At 69.7% G+C, this 19,565-nt stretch carries 13 protein-coding genes; 7 read left to right on the top strand and 6 right to left on the bottom strand.

Translation table 11 applies throughout. The features are described 5' to 3' along the window. Positions 1 to 39: 39 nt before the first annotated feature. Positions 40 to 1,905: a DUF885 domain-containing protein gene (locus AB4Y92_RS17975; RefSeq protein WP_441820902.1), complete on the top strand. Its 1,866-nt coding sequence runs from the start codon at positions 40 to 42 to the stop codon at positions 1,903 to 1,905. An 88-nt stretch (positions 1,906 to 1,993) separates the two neighbouring features. Here the strand turns inward: AB4Y92_RS17975 and AB4Y92_RS17980 are convergent, their stop codons facing one another. Both AB4Y92_RS17980 and AB4Y92_RS17985 read right to left on the bottom strand, forming a co-directional pair. Then, the gene (locus tag AB4Y92_RS17980) at positions 1,994 to 8,023 is read right to left on the bottom strand and encodes an alpha-2-macroglobulin family protein (RefSeq protein ID WP_441820903.1); all 6,030 of its coding nucleotides are present in this window, start codon (positions 8,021 to 8,023) and stop codon (positions 1,994 to 1,996) included. A 100-nt stretch (positions 8,024 to 8,123) separates the two neighbouring features. Further along, positions 8,124 to 10,274, bottom strand: coding sequence for a serine hydrolase domain-containing protein (locus AB4Y92_RS17985; RefSeq protein WP_441820904.1), 2,151 nt, complete (start codon positions 10,272 to 10,274; stop codon positions 8,124 to 8,126). A gap of 1 nt (position 10,275) precedes the next feature. Between AB4Y92_RS17985 and AB4Y92_RS17990 the strand changes: the two genes are divergently transcribed. Genes AB4Y92_RS17990 through AB4Y92_RS18000 form a run of 3 tightly spaced genes read left to right on the top strand, consistent with a single transcriptional unit; the run spans position 10,276 to position 12,932 of the window. Beyond that, positions 10,276 to 10,743 carry a hypothetical protein gene (locus AB4Y92_RS17990; RefSeq protein ID WP_441820905.1) on the top strand — a complete coding sequence of 156 codons (468 nt, stop codon included), beginning with the start codon at positions 10,276 to 10,278 and terminating at the stop codon, positions 10,741 to 10,743. A 21-nt stretch (positions 10,744 to 10,764) separates the two neighbouring features. Then, on the top strand, positions 10,765 to 12,195 hold the full coding sequence (locus AB4Y92_RS17995; protein ID WP_441820906.1) for a hypothetical protein: 1,431 nt from the start codon (positions 10,765 to 10,767) through the stop codon (positions 12,193 to 12,195). A 29-nt stretch (positions 12,196 to 12,224) separates the two neighbouring features. Then, entirely contained in the window at positions 12,225 to 12,932 is a 708-nt protein-coding gene (locus AB4Y92_RS18000) for a helix-turn-helix domain-containing protein (RefSeq protein WP_441820907.1), read from the top strand. 194 nt (positions 12,933 to 13,126) lie between these two features. Here the strand turns inward: AB4Y92_RS18000 and AB4Y92_RS18005 are convergent, their stop codons facing one another. Together AB4Y92_RS18005 and AB4Y92_RS18010 are read right to left on the bottom strand one after the other, a co-directional pair. Beyond that, positions 13,127 to 13,810 carry a YdcF family protein gene (locus tag AB4Y92_RS18005; RefSeq protein ID WP_441820908.1) on the bottom strand — a complete coding sequence of 228 codons (684 nt, stop codon included), beginning with the start codon at positions 13,808 to 13,810 and terminating at the stop codon, positions 13,127 to 13,129. 177 nt (positions 13,811 to 13,987) lie between these two features. Next, positions 13,988 to 14,404 carry a hypothetical protein gene (locus tag AB4Y92_RS18010; RefSeq protein WP_441820909.1) on the bottom strand — a complete coding sequence of 139 codons (417 nt, stop codon included), beginning with the start codon at positions 14,402 to 14,404 and terminating at the stop codon, positions 13,988 to 13,990. Between the two features lie 244 nt (positions 14,405 to 14,648). Here AB4Y92_RS18010 and AB4Y92_RS18015 point away from each other — a divergent pair, with 244 nt between their 5' ends. The 3 genes from AB4Y92_RS18015 to AB4Y92_RS18025 are packed head-to-tail and all read left to right on the top strand — an operon-like array spanning position 14,649 to position 17,549. Next, complete coding sequence (locus AB4Y92_RS18015; RefSeq protein WP_441820969.1) at positions 14,649 to 15,854, top strand: beta-ketoacyl-[acyl-carrier-protein] synthase family protein; 1,206 nt, start codon at positions 14,649 to 14,651, stop codon at positions 15,852 to 15,854. Positions 15,855 to 15,880: 26 nt separating this feature from the next. Beyond that, a complete protein-coding gene (locus AB4Y92_RS18020) occupies positions 15,881 to 16,663 on the top strand; it encodes a beta-ketoacyl synthase chain length factor (RefSeq protein WP_441820970.1) in 783 nt (260 codons plus the stop codon). A gap of 40 nt (positions 16,664 to 16,703) precedes the next feature. Further along, positions 16,704 to 17,549 carry a glycosyltransferase family 2 protein gene (locus AB4Y92_RS18025; RefSeq protein WP_441820910.1) on the top strand — a complete coding sequence of 282 codons (846 nt, stop codon included), beginning with the start codon at positions 16,704 to 16,706 and terminating at the stop codon, positions 17,547 to 17,549. A 170-nt stretch (positions 17,550 to 17,719) separates the two neighbouring features. On the opposite strand, the gene AB4Y92_RS18030 is transcribed toward AB4Y92_RS18025, so the two are convergent. Further along, positions 17,720 to 18,208: a hypothetical protein gene (locus AB4Y92_RS18030; RefSeq protein ID WP_441820911.1), complete on the bottom strand. Its 489-nt coding sequence runs from the start codon at positions 18,206 to 18,208 to the stop codon at positions 17,720 to 17,722. 230 nt (positions 18,209 to 18,438) lie between these two features. Further along, positions 18,439 to 19,059: a hypothetical protein gene (locus tag AB4Y92_RS18035; protein ID WP_441820912.1), complete on the bottom strand. Its 621-nt coding sequence runs from the start codon at positions 19,057 to 19,059 to the stop codon at positions 18,439 to 18,441. Positions 19,060 to 19,565 lie beyond the last annotated feature (506 nt).

The following is a 19,565-nucleotide window of genomic DNA, read 5'->3' on the forward strand; positions in this document are numbered from 1 at the left end:
GGCCGATGCTGGCCGCTTCAGTCCATCGGGTCATCGCACATGAAGCCGCTCGTTCTCGCCGTCGCCCTGGCGCTGTCAGCGCCCGCCCTGCTCGCCTACGCGCCCGCCGCAGCCGCGCAAGCCGCTCCCGCCGCCAAGCCTACCGCCGCCAAAGCGGTGCCGGCCTGGGTCGCCAAGAGCGACGAATACACCCGCATCCTGATCAAGGCCCAGGCCGACTTCGCGCCGGAAGGCTTCTCCTTCTTCGGCATTCCCGGCTACGACGACAAGGTCACCGACCTCAAGCCCGAAGTCGGTCAGCGCTTCCGCGCGGCGATGGCGAAGGCCAAGACCGAACTGCAGGACAAGCTGGCGAGCGAGCGCGACGCCGACGTGCGCCAGGATCTGCAGATCCTGATCGGCTCGATCGACAACACCGTCGAGGGCAGCGAGCTCAACGAGAAACTGATGCTGCCGTGGTTCGACGCGCCGCAGACCGTGTTCTCCGGCCTCAACGGCCTGCTCTCGGACCAGACCCCGCCCGAACGCCGCGCGCAGGCGCTGGCGCGGCTGCAGGCCTATGTCGGCCAGGCCCCGGGCAGCACGCCGCTGACCCAGCTCGCGCGCGAGCGCTACGAAGAACGCCTGAGCGATCGCGCCCTGCTGCAGCCGACCAAGCTGGAAGTGGAGCAGGCGCTGGCGAACGTGGACACCTACGTCGAAGGCATCCGCAAGCTGTTCAAGAAGTACGACATCCAGGGCGCCGAGCCGGCGCTCAAGGCGATGCAGACCCAGCTGACGGATTACGGCAAGTGGACCCGCGCCAAGGTGCTGCCCAAGGCGCGCACCGATGCGCGCCTGCCGCCCGAGCTGTATGCGTATCAGCTCAAGCAGTTCGGCATCGACGTCGATCCGCAGTTGCTGATCCGCCGCGCCCAGGTCGAGTTCATGGAAACCCGCGCGGCGATGCGCCAGCTGGCGCCGCAGGTCGCGCAGGCCAAGGGCCTGAAGGTCGCCGATCCGCACGACTACATCGCGGTGATCCGCGCGCTCAAGCGCGACACCATCGCCAACGATCAACTCGAATCGCGCTATCGCAAGGTGATCGACGCGATCGACCCGATCATCCGCGCCGAGCGCATCGTCGACGTGCCGCAGCGTCCGCTGGTGATGCGCCTGGGCAGCGACGCCGAATCGGCGGCGCAACCGGCGCCGCACTTCCTGCCGGCGCCGCTGGTCGGCAACACCGGGCAGCAAGGCCAGTTCGTGCTGCCGGTGGCGGTGCCCAACGCCGGCGGCAAGGCCCTGCATTACGACGACTTCAACTACGAATCGGCGGCGTGGACGCTGTCGGCGCACGAGGGCCGTCCGGGCCACGAACTGCAGTTCACCGCGATGGTCGAGCGCGGCATTTCGCTGGCGCGCTCGATGTTCGCCTTCAACTCGGTCAACGTCGAAGGCTGGGCGCTGTACGCCGAAGCCGAGATGGTTCCCTACGAGCCGCTGGACGGCCAACTGATCGCGCTGCAGTTCCGCCTGCTGCGCGCGGCGCGGGCGATCCTCGACCCGATGCTCAACCTCGGCCTGACCGACCGCGCCAGCGCCGGCAAGGTGCTGACCGAGCAAGTCGGTTTCTCCGAAGCGATGACCAAGCAGGAACTGGACCGCTACATGTTCAACGCGCCGGGCCAGGCCGGCAGCTATTTCTACGGCTACAGCCGCATCCTGGAACTGCGCATGGACACCGAACTGGCGCTGGGCGATCGCTTCGACCGCCTGAGCTTCAACAACTTCCTGCTCGACCAGGGCCTGCTGCCGCCGGCGCTGCTGGGCAAGGCGGTGCGCGAGGACTACGTGCCCAAGCTCAAGGGCACGGAAAAGGGCAAAGGCAAGAGCAAGGCCAAGAGCAAAAACAAGGGCAAATAAGCGCGCGCCGCGTTATCCGGTTCGCGCAACGACAAGGCCGCGGCGATTGCCGCGGCCTTGTCGTTTGCGAGCGACAGCGGCGCCGGCTTCAGTCCGGCGGCAGCACCGTCACCCGCTCCGCCGCCGTCCGCGCCTGCGTGGCGCCGCCGTACATCAGCTCGACCTGCGCCGGCGCGGCCAGATAGTCGCCGGCGTTGCCGGCGCGAGCGAAGTAACGCACCTCGTGGCGGCCGGCCGGCAGTTCTTCGGCATAGAACCGCGGCTTGCGCGGGTCCAGCTTGCGCGTACGGAACCACCGACTGCCGGTGTCGGAGACCTTGCTCAGGTCCAGCCCGCCGACGCCGGACAGACTCAGGTCGGTCGGGAACAGGCCGCCGGGCGCGTTGTCGGTGATGGCGACGAAATGGCGTTCGGCGCCGTTGTTCACGATCAGGGTGATGCGCACCCAGTCGTTCTCGCGCAGCTTCGCTCCCGTCAGCGGCTTCCATTCGCCATCGCGCAACACCTCGAAGCGGCGCTCGACCGCGAGACCGGCGGCATTGGCCACGGCGTGGTTCGCGTCTTCGACATAGTCCAGCGTGGCCACGAAGCTCAGCGGCGTGTCGCCCTGGGTCTTCCTCGCCACCTGCAAAGCACGGCCCTGAGTCGCCGGGGCTTTCCACTCGCTGCGTGCCTCGCCCGGCGCCAATTCGAGCAGCGCGCGCTGCTCGCCGAACGCGACCGACGCCGACGCCGATCGACGCGCGTCGGCGCGTACGTCGTCGTTGAGCGCCCACACGCAGTAGGCGCCGGCCTGGGTGTCGACCGCGCCACTGCCGCCGGCGTACAGATCGCTGAGGCCGGCAATCAGGCTAAGGCGCAGTTCGTTGTCGCCCAGCTTGGGATAGTCGCGCAACAGACCGATCACCGCGCACTGCTCGCGCAGGTCCGAGCTCATCCAGCGATCCAGGCGGACGTCCGCGTCGAACGCACGCGCTGCGCCATTGCGCTTGGTCTGCGCGACCACGCGCGCCAGCGCCGCGGCGGCGGACGCGTGCCCGGCCCGCGCCAGTGCACGGGTCAGTTCAACCTGCGCCGGCAATTGCAAACGCGACCAGTGCGACCACAGGCGATCGAGCTTGTCCGACGACGGTTCGTCCTCGGCGCCGACCGCGATCGCGGCCTGATTGATCGCGACCTGATCGCCAGCGACCTGCGCCTGCGGATCGAGCGCGGCCGGTGCCTCTTGGCCGCCGACGAAATCCTCCGCCGCTTCGAGCACATGCCCCTGCACCGGATAACCAAGCTGCTTCAACAGCCGCAGCGCGCGCAGGCTGTACGCGGTCAGCGCCACTTCGGGCGTTTCCGTCAGGCCGTAGCGCTGGTAGGCCTCGTATTGCTCCGGCGCGCGGGTGAAGTAACGGAAATCGCCGGCTTCGTTCTGGAACACGGCCGCGTTCTCCACAGCCTCGCGCACCGCCGCGCGCGCATCGTCCTGCGGCCACGGCGAGCTGGGGCCGCGTTGCAGCGACAGCGCCGCGACCACGCCGCGGCTGAGAATCTGCTCCCAGCAGCGATGCGGATACGCGTGCAGATCCTCGGTCCAGCGATCGACCAAGGCTGCGCTGCCGCGCAACAGGCTCACCTGCAACTGCGGCTGCATCGCGCCGGCCGGAAGCTCGGGCAACGCCAGCGACAGCGGCTGCGCGCCCAGCCAACCGGCCTGGCTGAGACGCCCGGCGACCAAGGGCGTGGCGATTTCGATCGGCGCGGCGACCGCGTCGCGTTCGCCACCGGCCTCAACGCTGGCGGTGGCGAGCAAAACGCCGACCTGTCGTGGCGCGATCTCCACCGCGAAGCTGCCCTGCCCCTGCGGCGCCAGCTGCAGCGTGCCCTGCGACTGCGCCAGCGCATCGCCCTCGCCCGTCGCATCGGTCACGCGCAGTTGCGTAGCGACCTGCGCCGCGCTGTCGCCGCTGTGGCGCGCGTTCGCGGCCAGACGCGAACGATCGCCCGGATACAGCCGCACCGGCGTCTGCAGGCGCGCTTCCAGCGGCAGGCCGACGTCCAGCGTGGTTTCGGTCAAGGTGAAATCGTCGTCGGCGTCGTTGCTCCAGGCCACCGCGCGCCAGCGGGTCAGGTTGTCGGGCAGGATCAGTTCGATCTCGCGGCTTTCGCCCGGTGCCAAGCGCAGTTGCGGCAGCCAGTGCACGGTGTCGACGAAGCGAGTGCGCACGCGCGCGGCTGCGGTCACCGCCGCGGCGGCATCGGCCGGCTGCTCGCGCGGCCGCACTCCCTCGACCTTGCCGCTGCCGGCCCGGAGCGCTTCCTCGGGTCCAATGCGCGAACCGGTGACTTGGATTCTTTCCAGCACAGTCGAACCGTAGTCGCCATCGCGATCCGACGGCGCCATCGCCCCTGTGTCGCTGCCGACTTCGGCCGCCGGCGCTACATACGAATAAGAATAGCCGTCGCCCCGGCTTCGACCGGGCTTCGGCGATTCCACCGGTTTCGATGCTTGGCGATAGTCGCCGATCGCGACGACGCTGCAGGACGGGCATCGATCCAGATGATCGCTTTCGGGATCCGCCGGCGACGCCGCGGCGTCGGCGACATCGACCTCGCCGATATCGGCTGCGCGCGCGTTGGCCTCGGCGGAGGCTTTTTGCTTCGACGGATCTTCCGAATCCTCGTCAGCGGCGAAGTCGAACGGCGTGCCGCTCGGCATCGCCTTGTCCAGCTCGAACATCACCCCGGGCCATGGCGACTTGCGTGCTTTCGCGTCCGGGCGCGCCAGCGCCAGCTTCCAGGCACCGCCCTTGAATTCCGTGAACGAGAGGCTGCTCAACGACGCTTCGTGACTCTTCAGCCCGCCCAACCAACCGAAGCTGGCAGGATCGAATTCATTCCAATTCTCCCCAGCCAGGCTACGCAGCGCGTCGTCCATCACGCTGATGGCGACCTCGCGCGGCTGCGCGCTGTCGTTGCGCACCCGCAGCCGTACGCGTTCGCCCGGCCGCGCGGTGGCGCTGGCGAACGACAACGATAACGGCGTCGGCGTCGGCAGCGGCGGCGCGACCAGATTCAAGTTGGCGCTGCCGCGCCGCGGCGGCGTGCGCAATCCGTGTTCGTCGATCTTCGACGGCGCCGCCTCGCGCACGTGTGCGACCAGGCTGTAGCTGTGCGCGCGCGTGTCCGGCAAGGCAATGCGATAACGCTGGCCCTGGCTCTCGACGGTCTCGATCCGCTCGCCCATCAGATGGCGGCCGTCCTCGAATACGAACAACACCTGCGCCTTGGCATACGGCTGGCGCAGCAGCACCTCGACGCTGCGATCCTGCGCGCTGGCGGCGCGTATCAGTTCCAGGGCCGGCTTGCCGGCCTCGGCATCATCGTCGCCGTAGTCGCTGCCGACCCACACGTAGCGCGACAGCTCGGCCGGCGCGGCCTCGCCGCTGCGCGCGGTGATGCGGTAGCGTCCGGATTTCTCGCGCGGGAAGTCGCAGGCCGCCGGCTGCTGCGCGCGCAGGCTGCAGCGGTGCAACACCGGCGCTTTCGCGTCGTCCTCGCGTTGGTCGTAGCCGCGCAGCCAGCGCACTTCGATCTCGACCGGCGCATCCGCGACAGCGACGCCGTTGTCGTCGATCACCACCGCCTCCAGGCGGACCGGCGAACGCGCAGAGAACCAGGACGGATCGCTGCGCAGGCCGACAAAACGTCGATAGCGGCTGTAACGCGCCGACGCGGCATTGGAGGCGGTGCCTTCGCGATCGGCCAGCCGCACTTCGCCGACCACCTGGATGCGGCCGAACGCCGGCAGCGATGATTTTCCGTCGCTGTGCCGGTCGTCGAACCGCGTCTTCAGCTCGCCGTGCGCGCGGCCTTGCGCATCGGTGCGCAGCCTGATCTGCTTCGCGCCGCTCAGCGGATGCGATCCATGCCCACCCACGTCGATGAAGCTGTAATCGGCGAATCGCGGATACGCCTCTTGCAACCGCAGCGGCGACAGCATCGCGGTCACCCGCTCCACACCGATGTCCACCGCCGCGCCGCCGGAGTAGTAACCGGCCTGGAGATCGAAGGCGAAACGATCGCCGTCGTGCAAGACCCGATCCTCGGTCTTGGCCTGCGCCCACAGATCCTGGGCGCGGTAGCTGCCGACGAAGAAACACACGCCCACCCTGCTGGAATCCGCGCTGTCGCGGATGCAATAGCGGCCGTCGGTGAGTTGCGAAGGCAGACCGCGCTCGGCGCTCAGCGAACCGCCCGCATCGAAACGTTCCGACCAGGTCAGGATGGCTTCTTCCTCATCCTCGCGGCTCAGGCTTAGTTCTATTTTTTCGCTGGCGGCCGGACGCAGCAGCCGTTCGCCGGCGACCTGCCGCAACCACAGTTTGTAACGCACGGTTTCGCCGGCCCGGTACAGCGGTTTATCCGCCACGCCCCAGATCTGCGTCAGATCCTCGCGCCGCAGGGCCTGCCACGAGAACCATCGCTCGGCCGGCAGCACGGCGCGACGCACGGCCGCGCCCTGGCCCTGGCTGGCGCGCAGGATCAGGCGCAGATCGTCGCTTCGTCCGCTGGCGCGCAGGGCCGCCGGCACGTTCAGCCGCGCCAGACCGTTGCCATCGGTGCGGCCGCGCGCAATCCGCGCCGGCACACCGCCGTTGCTCTGCGCCAGCAATTCGACCTCGGCCCCGGCGATCGCGCCGCCGTCGTCCCAAGCCTGCGCCCACACCAGCACCTCGCCCGTGGTCGCCGTCGCGAACAGGTCGAAGGCCGGCGCACTGGCTTCGACGAGGGCATTGGGACGCGCATCGTTCGCGACGGCGTCGTTGGCGTACCACCCGACCCAACCGCCGCGCGCCAGCACCGCGTCGGCACTCGGCGACGGCAGCCGCTCGGGTTCGGCATGGCGCCGGACCGGGCCGGCTTGCAGGCCCTGCAGCCACTTGCCGTCGAGTCCACGCAGCGGCCACGAGCCCGCCTGCGCGTTAACCGCTTGCAACAAGGGCGGCAGCTTGCGTCCGTCGGCGATCAGCGCGCGTGCATGCGGCCCGCGCAGCATCGACCGATAGTCCAGCGTGTTCACGCTCAGGGTCAGCGGCTGGATCGCTTCGCCGCGCTGCGAGCGCAGCCCCTCCAGGCGCATATCGAATCGGCTGCGCGCGGCGTCGCGGCCGAAGGAGATCGCTTCGCCGGCTTCGCGCGTGATTCTGGATCCGTAGCCTTCATTCCACGAGCGCCGCGTGTACAGCGCCACGCCCTTCGGCCAGGACGCGATCCAGGCCTGGCGCGAGGCTTCACTGAGCGGCTGCGAGAACACCAGCTGCACCGCTTCGTCGGGCATGCATTGCAAGTCGATACGGCCATCCACCGGCGTGCGGCCGGGCGCGCTGTGCGGTTGCGCGCAGGCTGCGCCGATCACCCGGAACGGCTCGTTGACCAGCGCGCGCAGCAAGACCCCGTTCTGCACGCCGGGCAACGGACCCGCGCTGCTGCGCAGGCCGGGCACGATCGACAGCTCCAGGTGCGTTTGCGGCGCGATCTTCACCGGCAATTCCAATCGATAGCTGCCGCCGTCGTCATCGATCGGCTTGAGCCGCACCGGCGCGGGCCGGCCGCCGATGTCCAGGCGCAATACGCGGGCCAAGTCGTCCGCGCCTATTTTCTGCTGGGAGAACAGGCTGATCACCGGCCGGCCGTCTTCCCACGACATCACGCTGCTGACGCTGGGGCGATCGGTTCGCACCTCGAGCGTTCGCCCCGGCAAGGCGGCGCCTTGCTGGGTGAGCAGTCCGTCCGCGATCTGGATGCGGTACTCGGTGGCGTCCGCGGGCTCGATGGCGCCGAAGGTGCAGAACATCGAGGTATCGTCCTGCCAGTGGCATTGCATCGCCGCGGCATCGCCGATCGACGGGGTCAGCCGCACACTGCCGGGCTCGACGCGGTTGCCCCAGATCCGCATGGGCTCGGCGAAGGTGAGCGTGAGTTCGCTGTTGTCGAAGCGGGCGCTGACGCTCGGCGCGGTAACGGCGGTTGCCGGCGGCGGCGCGGCCGCGGTCGCGCAGCCCAGCCAGAACATCGTCGCGACGACGAAGGCGCGCAGCCAGCCCAGGCGCGCGCTGAAAGGCTTCATCCGCATGGTTCCATCCATCCCCGATCCGTTGCCGGGCATAGTGCGCCGGCCGATGCGGCGCTGCCAAGCGCCGCATCGGATCACCGCCGCAGGGACAGACTCAGTACACCAGCGACCACTGCATCGTCTTCAGCGCGAACACCAGCCACACCACCGCGATGCAGGCCACGGCGATCGCCACCGCGCAAGCGCGGCGCAACCGCCGCACCGGCATGCTCCAGGCGGCGCGCAGGTTGAGCGCGGCGATCACTGCGGTGGCGATGCTCAACAGGCCCAGCAGTTGCGCGATCCGGATCAGCGGGTCGAGGCTGCCGTCCAGCGAGCGCACCGATACTTCCGCGCGGCTCAGGATCCAGACCCACAACAACGCCAGCAGCACGTTGCCGCTCAGGCCGATGAAGGTGAGCAGGCGCAGATCGCGTTCGCGACTGTCCAGCAGCAACGGGCGCTGGGTGCGATGGCGAATCAGCGCGGCGACCGGCCACAACGCCAGCGCCAGCACATGCACCATCGCGGCCAGGTACAGCAGCGGCACGATCCAGCCCGGCGAGCGCCACGCCGGCACCGGCTGCAGCCACATCGCCGCGGGCACGTCGTCGCTGCTGACCGCGATCACTTCGTTGTCGATCACCTTGGCCGCGAGGCGGCTGTCGCCATCGACTTCGCGCCACAGGTACGGGCCGATCTCGCGCCAACGCTTGACCCGTCCGTCGGGCTTGCGCAGCGACGACACCGATACGGTCTCATCGCCGTTCAACTCGATGACCGAGGTTGCGAACAAGCGCCCGATGGCGAGGAAATTGCCCGAGGACTGACGGCTGCTTTCGTAGCGTCCTTCGATCTGGCGGCCGTGCAGATACGCGGTGACCTGGGTCGGCGGCGGCGGTTCGCGCGCGGGGTAGTAACGCCGCAGCAAGCCGTCGATCAGATCGCGATGCAGGGCGCGCCCGGCGCGCGCCGGCCCGGAGGCGGACACGAACACGCCCAGCTTGTGTTCGGGCAGCAGCACCAGATCGCTCTGGAAGGCTTCGGTCGCGCCGCCGTGGCCGAGGGTGATCGGGCCGTAGCTGTCGTGACGGAAGAAGCCCAAGCTCATCGCATCCAGTCCGGGGATCGGACGCACCAGCGTGTTCTGCATCGCCTGCGCGGTGTAGGTCTGCAGGATCGTGTCGTTGCGATAACGCCCTTGGTCGAGGTGGGCGATCATGAAACGCGCCATGTCCTCGCCGGTGGTCGACAGGCTGCCGGCCGGCGCGGCGTTGACCAGTTCGAACGGAATCGGCGGCGCGCCGGGCGCGACGTAGCTTTTCGCCATGTCCGCGGCCAGGCCCTTGGGCAAGGGTTGGCGGAAGCTGGAATGACGCATGCCCAGCGGCGCGAAGATGTGTTCTTCGACGTAATCGTCGAACGGTTCGCGGGCGACGCGCTGGACGATGTAGCCGGCCAGCGCCACGCCGTAGTTGGAGTACGCCGGCACTTGCCCGGGCGGAAAGATGCGCTGCGGCTGCACGGCTTTGACGTAGTCGCCCAACGCCATCAACTGCGAAGGTTGCGCGGCGAACAGGTGCTTGCTCGATTCCTCGAAACCGGCGCTGTGCGTCATCAGATGGCGCAGCGTGATCGCCTGGCCGTACTCGTCGCGGATGCGGAAATCCAGATAGGTGTTGATGTCGGCGTCGAGGTCGAGCTTGCCGCGTTCGACCAACTGCATCACCGCGGTCCAGGTGAACAGCTTGGAGATCGAGCCCGGCCGCACCAGGGTGCGCGCGGCGTTCATCGGCTTGCCCTGTTCGCGGTCGGCGTAGCCGTAGCCCTTCGCCAGCAGCACTTGTCCGTCCTTGACCAGCACCACCACCGCGCCGGTCAGGCCGCCGCGCGCCAGCGCCGTCGGCACCAGGCCGTCGATGTAGGCCTCCGCGTCCGGCGAACTGACCGGCGGAATCGGCGCGGGCCCGGTCGGGGCGACCAGGATTTCGCCCAGGCCGCTGTCGCTCGGTTCGGTCGGCAGCGGCGCGATGGGCGCCGACGCGATCGGCGGCGGGGCCGGCAGCGGTCGCAGTTCGATCGGCGCGGCCTCGGGTGCGGGCGCGGCCAGCGGATCTTTCGGCGCGGTTTCGCCGGCGCCGTCGGTGATCGGCGAGGCCCGTTTCACCACGCCGCCGGCCAGCGGCGCGATGTAGGGCGCGGCGCCGGGCGCGGCGGGACGGCTCGCCGGCGCCGGATGCGGCGCCGGCACAGCGGCCGGCGACAAGTTGACCGGCGGCGCGGTGCTGCTGAGCGGTCTCGCGTTCGGCGGCAACGGCGCGGCGGGGCGCGGGGTCGGAGCGCTGTGTGCGGCCGGCGGCGCCTGGATCGCGGCGGCGCTGGCGGCCGGCTTGGCTGCGGCCGGCTTCGATGCGGCGGGTTGCGGCGCCGGCGGCAAGGTGGCCGGGGACAAGTTGACCGGCGGCGCGGCGCTGCTGAGCGGTCTCGCATTCGGCGGCAACTGGGCGGCGGGGCGCGAAGTCGGGGTGCTGCGTGCGGCCGGCGGCGCCTGGGTCGCCGCGGCGCTGGCGGCCGGCTTGGGTGCGACCGGCTTCGATGCGGCGGGTTGCGGCGGCGGCACGGCGGCCGGCGACAAGTTGACCGGCGGCGCGGCGCTGCTGAGCGGTCTCGCGTTCGGCGGCAACGGGACGCCGGGGCGCGAGGCCGAAGTGCTGCGCACGGTCGGCGGTGCGTAGGTCGCGGCGCTGCCGGCGGGCTTGGCGGCGGCGGGTTGCGGCGCGGACGCGGCGGGCGGCGACAAGCGAACCGGCGGCGCGGTGGGAGGGAACGGCTTCGGCTCCGATGACGACGGCGCGAGCGTGGCGGTGGGACGCGGGGCCGGTGCGCTGCGAGCGGCCGGCGGCGCGGCGATCGGCCTGGCGGCGGCCGGCGGCGGCACYGGCTGCGGCGTAACCGTCGGCGTCGGCGTGGCGCCGCCCTGCGGACGGGTCACCAACGGCGTGGCGGCGGCGCGGGCGATCGCCTCGGTCGGCGATTCGCGCTCCTGCGGCGGCGGCGGGCGCACCGGCAGGGCGCCGGGCGCGGGCTTCGGCGCGGCGGCGGGAGTCGTCGTGGCCACGGGCTTCGGCGCTGCGACGGGGGCGGCCGGAGCGATCGGTTTCGACGCTGCGACGGGGACAGACGGAGCGATCGGTTTCGGTACGGCGCCGGCCGTGGCCGGAGCGGCGGGCTTGGGCGCGACAGGTTTCGGCTCGACCGATGTCGGCTCGACCGATGTCGGTTCGGTTGATTTCGGCGCAGCGGTTGGCGCGGCCGCAGCGGGCGGCGTAACCGCCGGAGCGGGCGCGGGCCGCAAGGGCACGGCTGTGGTGGTCGCTGGAAATGCGGGCGGCGTCGCCCGCACCGGCACGGCGGTAGTGGTGGCGGGAAATGCGGGCGGTGTCGCCCGCACCGGCACAGCGGTAGTGGTGGCGGGAAATACCGGCCGCGCCGGCACGGCGGTCGGGGTGGCGGGAAATACCGGCGGCGTCGGCCGCGGCGGGACCGGCGAGGTTCGCGACGGCGGCGGGGCCGGCGGGGGCAGGACGTTGTCCGGCGGCGACGGGGCCGGCGCGTCGGTCTGCGCAGGCGGCGCGGATTGCGGCGCGGGCGCCGGTTGCGCCTGCGCCGACAGTGTTGCGATGAACAGCAGGCCCGCCGTCACGCTCGCGCGCCAGGCGCGCATCGAAAGCTTGAACATCATGTTCCCCACCACCCCTGTCGGTCCGGCCGGCGTTGCATCGACGCCGGGATTCGATCGCCACGCGACGCGCCATTGGACGCATCGGCCCGGATCATCGGCCGGCAGTGTACGCGCTCGCCGATGGCCGCAGCCGCGGCGGCGCGACGGTTCGCGGCCGCCGGCGCACCGCGCATGCCTTGCGCGTGCATGCGGGCGCGGCGCGACGGCGGTCGGCGTGAGCACCGCACCGCGCCCGCAATTCGATCTGTCGCGATCCGGCTGCGCGAACGCTCGCGGCGATCATGTTCGCCCCGGCCACCGGGCCAATCCTTCAACACCCCGGCAAGCCCGCCCCACACCCGCCGCACGGCCATCCAGGCCCCTGTTTTCCAAATTGCTAATGCAATTTCTCAAATTGAATAATGCCGCGCCCCGTTCGCTTGGCAAGGCCAGGGCACCCGCCTAGAGTCGCCGTGAACCCCCTCGGCCGACTCCATGCCCGCCAAGCGCAGCAAGACCGTCACCGTCGCCACGCCCGCCGCCGCCGCTCACAACCCCGGCGTCGCGTTGCGCGCCCTGCGCCGCCAGCGCGGCTGGACCCTGGCCGAAATCGGCGCCCGCACCGGCCTGCCGATCTCGACCTTGTCCAAAATCGAAAACGGCAAGATGTCGCTGAGCTTCGACAAGCTCACCCGCATCGCGCAGGGACTGGAGGTGGATATCGGCGAACTGTTCTCGCCGCAGTCGGCGGCCGGCAACGACGGTTTCAGCGGTCGCCGCAGCATCAGCCGCGCCGGCGAGGGCTACGCCATCCGCACGGAGAATTACGACCACCTGTATCCGGCCTCGGAACTGCTCAACAAGCGCCTGGTGCCGATCATCGCCGATGTTCACGCGCGCACGCTGGAGGAATTCGGCGAACTCATCCGCCACACCGGCGAGGAATTCGCGCTGGTGCTGGAAGGCGCGATCGAACTGCACAGCGAGTTGTACGCGCCGGCGCGGCTGGAGGTCGGCGATTCGATCTACTTCGACAGCGCCATGGGCCACGCCTACATCGCCGCGGCGCCGGGCCGCTGCCGGGTGCTGGCGGTGTGTTCGGGCGGCGAATCGCATCTGCGCGAAGTGATGCAACGCCAGAACGGCGCCGAAGCCGCGCGCGCCTTGCGCGGCGCGCGCGCGAGCCGCCTGTCCGACGACTGAGCCGCGCGCCTGCCATAAAATCCGGCGCCATGGACCGGCGCGCGCAACCGACTTAAGCCTGCGCTCGCGGATAGCGGTCACAAGACTGGCAAACGCCGATCACGACGCGGAATTTTCCTGTTCGGAAATTATTTTCGGCCAGCGTGATCGGCGTGCATCGGCGAACCCGCCGGCGGTCACGCTCGCGGCGCGATTCAACTCAGACGCGACAGCATCCGCCGATTGCCGATCAGCCGCGCCCAGCGCGCGCCGATGTCGCTCATGCCCACATACGCCGCTTCGCCGGCGATGCGCCACAGCATGCGCGGGCCCATACTCAACCGCGCTTCGGCCGCGCACAGTTCCCAGTCGTAGCCCAGTTGCCGCGCGAACCAGGCGCAGCGCGCGAGGTGATAGCGGCTGCTGAGCAAGGTCACGCGCGAACGCATGCCTTCGCCGAGCAGCGCGCGCGCATTACGCAGGTTCTGCAAGGTGTCGCGCGATTCCGATTCCAGGCGCAACGGCGCGTCGCCGGCGATGCCGCGCGCGAGCAGGCCGCGGCGCGCGAGTTCGGCTTCGCTGAGCTCGTTGGCCGGACCGCCGCCGAGCAACACCACGCTGTGCGGCGGCCGATCGCTCCACAACGCCATCGCCCGGTCCAGCCGCGCTTCGAAGTCCGGGTCCATGCGCCCGCCCGGCGCGTGCTTGCCGAACAGCAGCACGCATTCGCCGCGTTCGGGCCGGCACGGCGCGTTGCGGGCGATGCGCAGCACGTGGATGAAGTAGCCCACGTACACCAGCCCCGCGCTGAGCACGCACGCAGCCGATGCGACCGCCGCGACATGCAGGATGTCGCGGTCGCCGAACAAAGCGATGCGGTGGGCGATGCGGCTGGTCACGGGAGACGGAACGGAATCGGTCGGCGGGCGGCGATGGCGGTCGCCGGAACGCAGTCAGACTGCGCGCCGGCGGGCAGGTTCCCCGGAGGCATCCGCGCGTGGCGGCGCGAACGCATCCGGATAAGTGCCGGTGTAATCAAGTCTGGACCGCGCCGCGCCGTCGCCGGCCGGGACGGTTCAGTCCTGGCTGGACAGTTGCAGGTTGGTGGACAGATCCGAAGTCAGGTACGCCATCCAGCCCAGATAGTTCTTGTGGATGTACGGTTTGCCGCCCTTGAGCTTGTAGTCCAGGTCGGTGCTGTCCACGTAGGCGAAACGCACCTGCTTGTCGGTGTAGGTGACGCGGATGCGGGCGACGTGTGTGCGCAGGTTCAAGGTCGAATCGATCTGGCCCGGCTGCTCGTTGGTCACCGCCCAACCGCGGCCCAGCAGCGCGCGCTTGATGTCCTTGACCACCTTGACCGAGTCCACGCCGGCCGGGATGGACACCGGATCGGGATCGACCAGCGGCGCCGAGCGCGCCTGAACCTGACCGGGAAGCGCCGCGAACGCGGCCACGCACAGCACCGCCAACACCAGTTGCATCAAACGCATGAATTTTCCCCTGAGTGATAGGGACCCTCCGTGGATCCCCGTTGGACAAGGCTGCGCCGGGTCTGGCGATGCCGCGCGTCCGCCGCGATCGACCGCGAAGGCTCGCGCGCCCGATGAACCGGCCCGCAGCGCCGACCATGATACGCGTCACACTGCGGCCGGTCTTGGGGCCCCGGATGGCTATACTTTCGGTTGATTCCGCACGCAGCGTCGTACCTGTCTAGTGACATCCACCGCCTCGCCGATGCCGCCGCTGACGATCCGCGCCTACACCGCGACCACCGCCCTGGGCCGCGGCCTGGAGGCCCAGGCCCGGGCTCTGCGCGAGCGCCGCAGCGGCCTGCGCCGCAACGATTTCGCCCCGCTGGCGCCGGGCGAGCCGCCGCTGGATTGCTGGATCGGCCGGGTCGAAGGCCTGGAAGACGCGCCGCTGCCGGCCGCGCTGTCGCAGTGGGAATGCCGCAACAACCGCCTGGCCTGGCTGAGCCTGCAGCACGACGGGATCGTCGAGGCGATCGCCGCCGCGGTCGCGCGCCACGGCGCCGAGCGCGTCGCGATCATCGTCGGCACCTCCACCTCCAGCATCGGCGCGACCGAAGCGGCCTACACCCATCTGCACGGCGAGCCGCCGCGGTTCGCCTCCGACCCCGGCCTGCCGGTTCTGCACACGCCGCATTCGCTGGGCGCGTTCGTCGCCGCGGCGACCGGATTGCGCGGCCCCTGCGTCACCGTCGCTACCGCCTGCTCGTCGAGCGCAAAAGTGTTCGCCCAGGCCGCGCGCCTGATCGCCGCCGGCGTCGCCGACGCGGCGCTGGTCGGCGGCGTGGACACTTTGTGCGGCAGCGTGCTGTTCGGTTTCAACTCGCTGCAACTGGTGTCGGCCGAGCCGTGCAAGCCCTTCGATGCGCAGCGCGTGGGCCTGTCGCTGGGCGAGGCCGGCGGCTTCGCGGTGCTCGAACGCCGCGACGACGAACACGCGGCGCAAGGACTGGAGCTGCGCGGCTACGGCGAATCCAGCGACGCCCACCACATGTCCTCGCCGCATCCGCAGGGCCTGGGCGCGCGCCTGGCGATGGTGGATGCGCTCGCGCGCGCCGGCATCGAGGCGGGCGAGGTCGGTTATCTCAATCTGCACGGCACCGCCACGCCGGCCAACGATCAGGTCGAAGCGCTGGCGATCGCCGGGCTGTTTCCGCCGCATCTGCACGCCAGTTCGACCAAGGGCTGGACCGGCCACACGCTCGGCGCGGCCGGCATCGTCGAGTCGGCCTATGCGCTGCTCGCGCTGGAACGCGGCGAATTGCCGGGCACGCTCAACAGCGTCGAACCCGATCCGGGCAACGGCCCGCAGATCCGTTTCGACAACGCGCAACACTCCATCCGGTATGCGATGAACAATTCCTTCGGCTTCGGCGGCAACAATTGCTCGCTGGTGTTCGCGCGCGCATGAGCGGTTCCAGCGCGCGTCCCGTCCCCGTGTTGAGCGCCGCCGTGGAAGGCATCGGCTATTGGAGCCGCGGCCTGCCCGATTGGACCGCCGCGCGCGCGTTCGCGCTGGGCGAAACCGAGGCCGACAGCGAAGCCGCGCCGGCGCGGCCGTCGCCGCAATTGCTGGCCGCCAACGAACGCAGGCGCGCGCCGGAAACCGTCGCGGTCGCGCTGGAAGTGGCGCTGGCCGCCTGCCACGCCGCCGGCCGCGATCCGGCCACGCTGTCGTCGGTGTTCGCCTCCAGCCACGGCGACATCCAGATCACCGATTACATGTGCGCCACCTTGGCCACCGAACCGCGCACGATCTCGCCGACCCGCTTCCACAACTCGGTGCACAACGCCGCCGCCGGCTACTGGACCATCGGCGCCGGCGCGATGCGCCCGGCCACCGCGATCAGCGCGCTGGAAGCCAGCTTCGCCCAGGGCCTGATCGAGGCGCTGACCCAGATCGCGACCGGCGAGGACGCGGTGCTGCTGGTCGGCTACGACGGCGGCGCCTACGGCCCGCTGGCGGAAGTGGCGCACAGCCGCGGCCTGCTCGGCGCGGCGCTGGTGCTGTCGCGCGCGCGCGCCGGCGCGCCGGTCCTGCGCGCCTGGCTGGACGAGCCGGCAGCCGCGGCGACGCCGGGCCGATTGGCCCAGCGCGAGGCCGCCAACGCCAGCGCGCCCATGCTGCCCTTGTTCGAAGCCCTGGCCTGGCGCCATGATCGCGTTGCGTTGCCGGCGGGCGCCGGCCGCAGCCTGCGGATAGAACTGAGCCATGACTGATCCTTCGTCGCCAGGACGCGACCGGGCCCCGCCCGCCCCCGTGCCGGCATCCTTGCCCGCCACCGGCGCCGCGCGCTTGCGCCTGGACCGACACAACGTCGTGGTGGTGATCCCCGCGCTCAACGAAGCGCTGCGCATCCGCGAAGTGGTCGAAGGCGCGCTGGCGCAATGCGCGCAGGTGATCGTGATCGACGACGGCTCCGACGACGGCACCGGCGAATGCATCGCCGATCTGCCGGCGATCGTGCTGCGCCACCCGCAACGCCAGGGCAAGGGCGCGAGCCTGCGCGACGGTTTCGCCGAAGCGCAGCGGCGCGGCGCGGCAGCGGTGATCACCATGGACGGCGACGGCCAGCATTCGGCCGACGACATCGCGCGCCTGATCGACAGCGCCAACCGTTATCCCGGCCACATCGTGATCGGCGCGCGGCTGCGCAAGCGCGCCTCGCAGCCGACCTATCGCCGCCTGGCGAACAATTTCGGCGATTGGGGCGTGGCCTGGGGCACCGGATACCAGGTCGCCGACAGCCAGAGCGGCCAGCGCCTGTACCCGGCCGAGGTGATCGCGCTGCGCGATGTGCCGGGTGAGGATTTCGTGTTCGAAGCGCAGATCCTGATGTCGGCGGCGCAGCAGCTGGGTACGCGCTGCGTGTCGGTGCCGATCGAATCGCGTTATCACAGCGAGGATTCGCAGCAGCAGTTCCGCGCCAGCCACTTCAAGCCGCTGCGCGATTTCACCCGCATCACCTCGCACATCGTCCTGCAGTGCCTGCGTCGCGGCGGCGTGCCCGAGGTCTATCGCAGCATCCGCGCCAACCCGCCGCTGATCGACGATCCGAGCGGGGAGTTCGTCGAGGGTGTGAAGGCGCATGCGAATTTGCGCTGAGCGCCGCCGCTTAGCGGCCCTTTGAAAATCACCAGGATCAGTTCCCCCCTTTGAAAAAGGGGGGCCAGGGGGGATTTGCTTTTGACTGCAAAAACTCAAAGCAAAAGCTCAAATCCCCCGCGTCTGCTGCGCAGACACCGCCCCCTTTTCTAAAGGGGGCAACAGCTCGATCATTCCCGCGGCGGCAAATTCGGATTCGGCGGACCCTGCGGGCCCGGATCGCTCATCGGCGGCGGATTGAGCACATAGATCGCCACGCCGCGCGCGAATTTCTGCCGCGGACTGATGCTGATGCCGACGCCGCCGCCGCTGAAATGACGCCCGCCGCCATAGCTGCCGCCACCCGCGCCGACACTGACGCCGGTGCCGCCGTAACCATCCTCGGTGCCCTGGAACAGCACGCCGTTGGCGCCGAGCTTGGCCGCTTCCTCGCGCAATTTGTTGAGCACCGAATTGGTCTTGTTCTGCTCGCCGTAAGTGAACGCGCCGCTGTTGCTCTGCAACTGGGCGATTTCCTCATAACGGCTCGGCGGCGGCGCGAAATACACCCGCACCTGCGATACCGGCACCGGCGGCCGCGGCTGGCCGGTGATTACGTGCGAACTGGCGCAGGCGGCCAGCATCGAGGTCATTGCGGCCAACAACACGAGTCTGCGCATGGAGGCGATCCCTGAAACGGACATGCCCTCATGCTACGCCGGCCCAGCCAAGCGCAGGGTGAAACGCCGGCGGCCACCGGCGGCGGCGGCATGAGCGGCGGCGGCCGGCGGATGAACGGGCCCGGCCAGCCCCTGCACCCGCGATCCGGCCCCGGATCGCCACGGCCCGAAAACGAAAAAACCCGGCCCGGCCGCGCAACGCGCGGGCCGGACCGGGCCGGATCGGCGACTTACGGTGCGACGACGCCGTCTTCGGCGTGCAGCACCAGCTCCGCGCGGTCCTTCGGCAGCATCTTGTTCCACTTCACCAGATAGTCGGCCTTCTTGTCGGCGACGCTGGCCTTGTTCTTCTCGTACCACGCCTGCGATTCGGGATTCATCGACACGTACTCGCCCGACGCCATCCACTTGGTGAAATCGGCGCTCTGCACGCTGTACTCGGCGTCGGCGCGGTTGTGGATCGGGAACAACGAGAAGCGCGCCTTCCACACGCCCATGCGCGGGCTGATCAGCACGTAATAGGTCTTGCCGGCGTCCAGCTTGGCGTCGAGGAAGTCCGCGTTCTCGGCGATCACCATGAAACGGTGTTCGCCCGGCTCGAACTGCACCGCCAGCTTGTCCTTGTTCTGGACGATGCCCAGGAAACGGGTCTCGCTGTCGGGCGCTTCATAGACCGAAGACGAGATACCGCCGCCGACGAAGGAGGAGCGCAGGAACACCACCAGCGCCTTGCCCGCTTCGGGCTTGGGATTCTGATCGGCGGCCGGCGCCATCTGCGCCGACTTGGCGAACGCGACCGGCGAGCACAGCAACAACAACAGCAGCGCGTAGCGCAGCAGCTTGGACATCATGGTTTTTCCCCTAAAAGCCGCCGATCCATTCGGCGCGCGGTGCATAGGGTATTCGTTCGTCGGCGCGCTGCACAGGCGGGGGCGGCGACCGGGGCCGGCGCTTCGACGCCGGCCGGCCATCCCGTCGCCGGTCCGGATCGATGGGGCCGTCCCGGCCGGACTTGTCAGCGCCGGGCGGCCGCGGCTCGGGAATCGGGAATCGGGAATCGATCGCTTGCGCAGCTCCCGCGCAAGCGAAACCTGCGACACCGATCCACAGCGAAAAGAGTACACAAACCGTGCATTGCCGAACCGATCGCACATCGCGGACACGCCTTCGGCACCGGACCACAACTCGTAGAAAGCAACGCCTAAGGCTCACGAAAAACCACTTATTTTCAGCATTTTTTCTCAGCTTCCATTTGCTGAAACGCAGTCACAAAAAACTTCTTCGCGAATGATTTAATCCGCTCGCGATCAGGAAGCTCTGCAGACACCCTTCTGTCGAAAACACGAATGGCCATGCG

The organism is Lysobacter sp. TAB13 (assembly GCF_052113885.1).
Lineage (GTDB): Bacteria > Pseudomonadota > Gammaproteobacteria > Xanthomonadales > Xanthomonadaceae > Lysobacter > Lysobacter gummosus.

Coding starts and splice junctions, on each gene's coding strand:
- AB4Y92_RS17975 (WP_441820902.1), top strand. CDS start 40: ATGAAGCCGCTCGTTCTCGCCGTCGCCCTGGCGCTGTCAGCGCCCGCC.
- AB4Y92_RS18030 (WP_441820911.1), bottom strand. CDS start 18,208: ATGCGCAGACTCGTGTTGTTGGCCGCAATGACCTCGATGCTGGCCGCC.
- AB4Y92_RS18000 (WP_441820907.1), top strand. CDS start 12,225: ATGCCCGCCAAGCGCAGCAAGACCGTCACCGTCGCCACGCCCGCCGCC.
- AB4Y92_RS17980 (WP_441820903.1), bottom strand. CDS start 8,023: ATGAAGCCTTTCAGCGCGCGCCTGGGCTGGCTGCGCGCCTTCGTCGTC.
- AB4Y92_RS18035 (WP_441820912.1), bottom strand. CDS start 19,059: ATGATGTCCAAGCTGCTGCGCTACGCGCTGCTGTTGTTGTTGCTGTGC.
- AB4Y92_RS18010 (WP_441820909.1), bottom strand. CDS start 14,404: ATGCGTTTGATGCAACTGGTGTTGGCGGTGCTGTGCGTGGCCGCGTTC.
- AB4Y92_RS18015 (WP_441820969.1), top strand. CDS start 14,649: ATGCCGCCGCTGACGATCCGCGCCTACACCGCGACCACCGCCCTGGGC.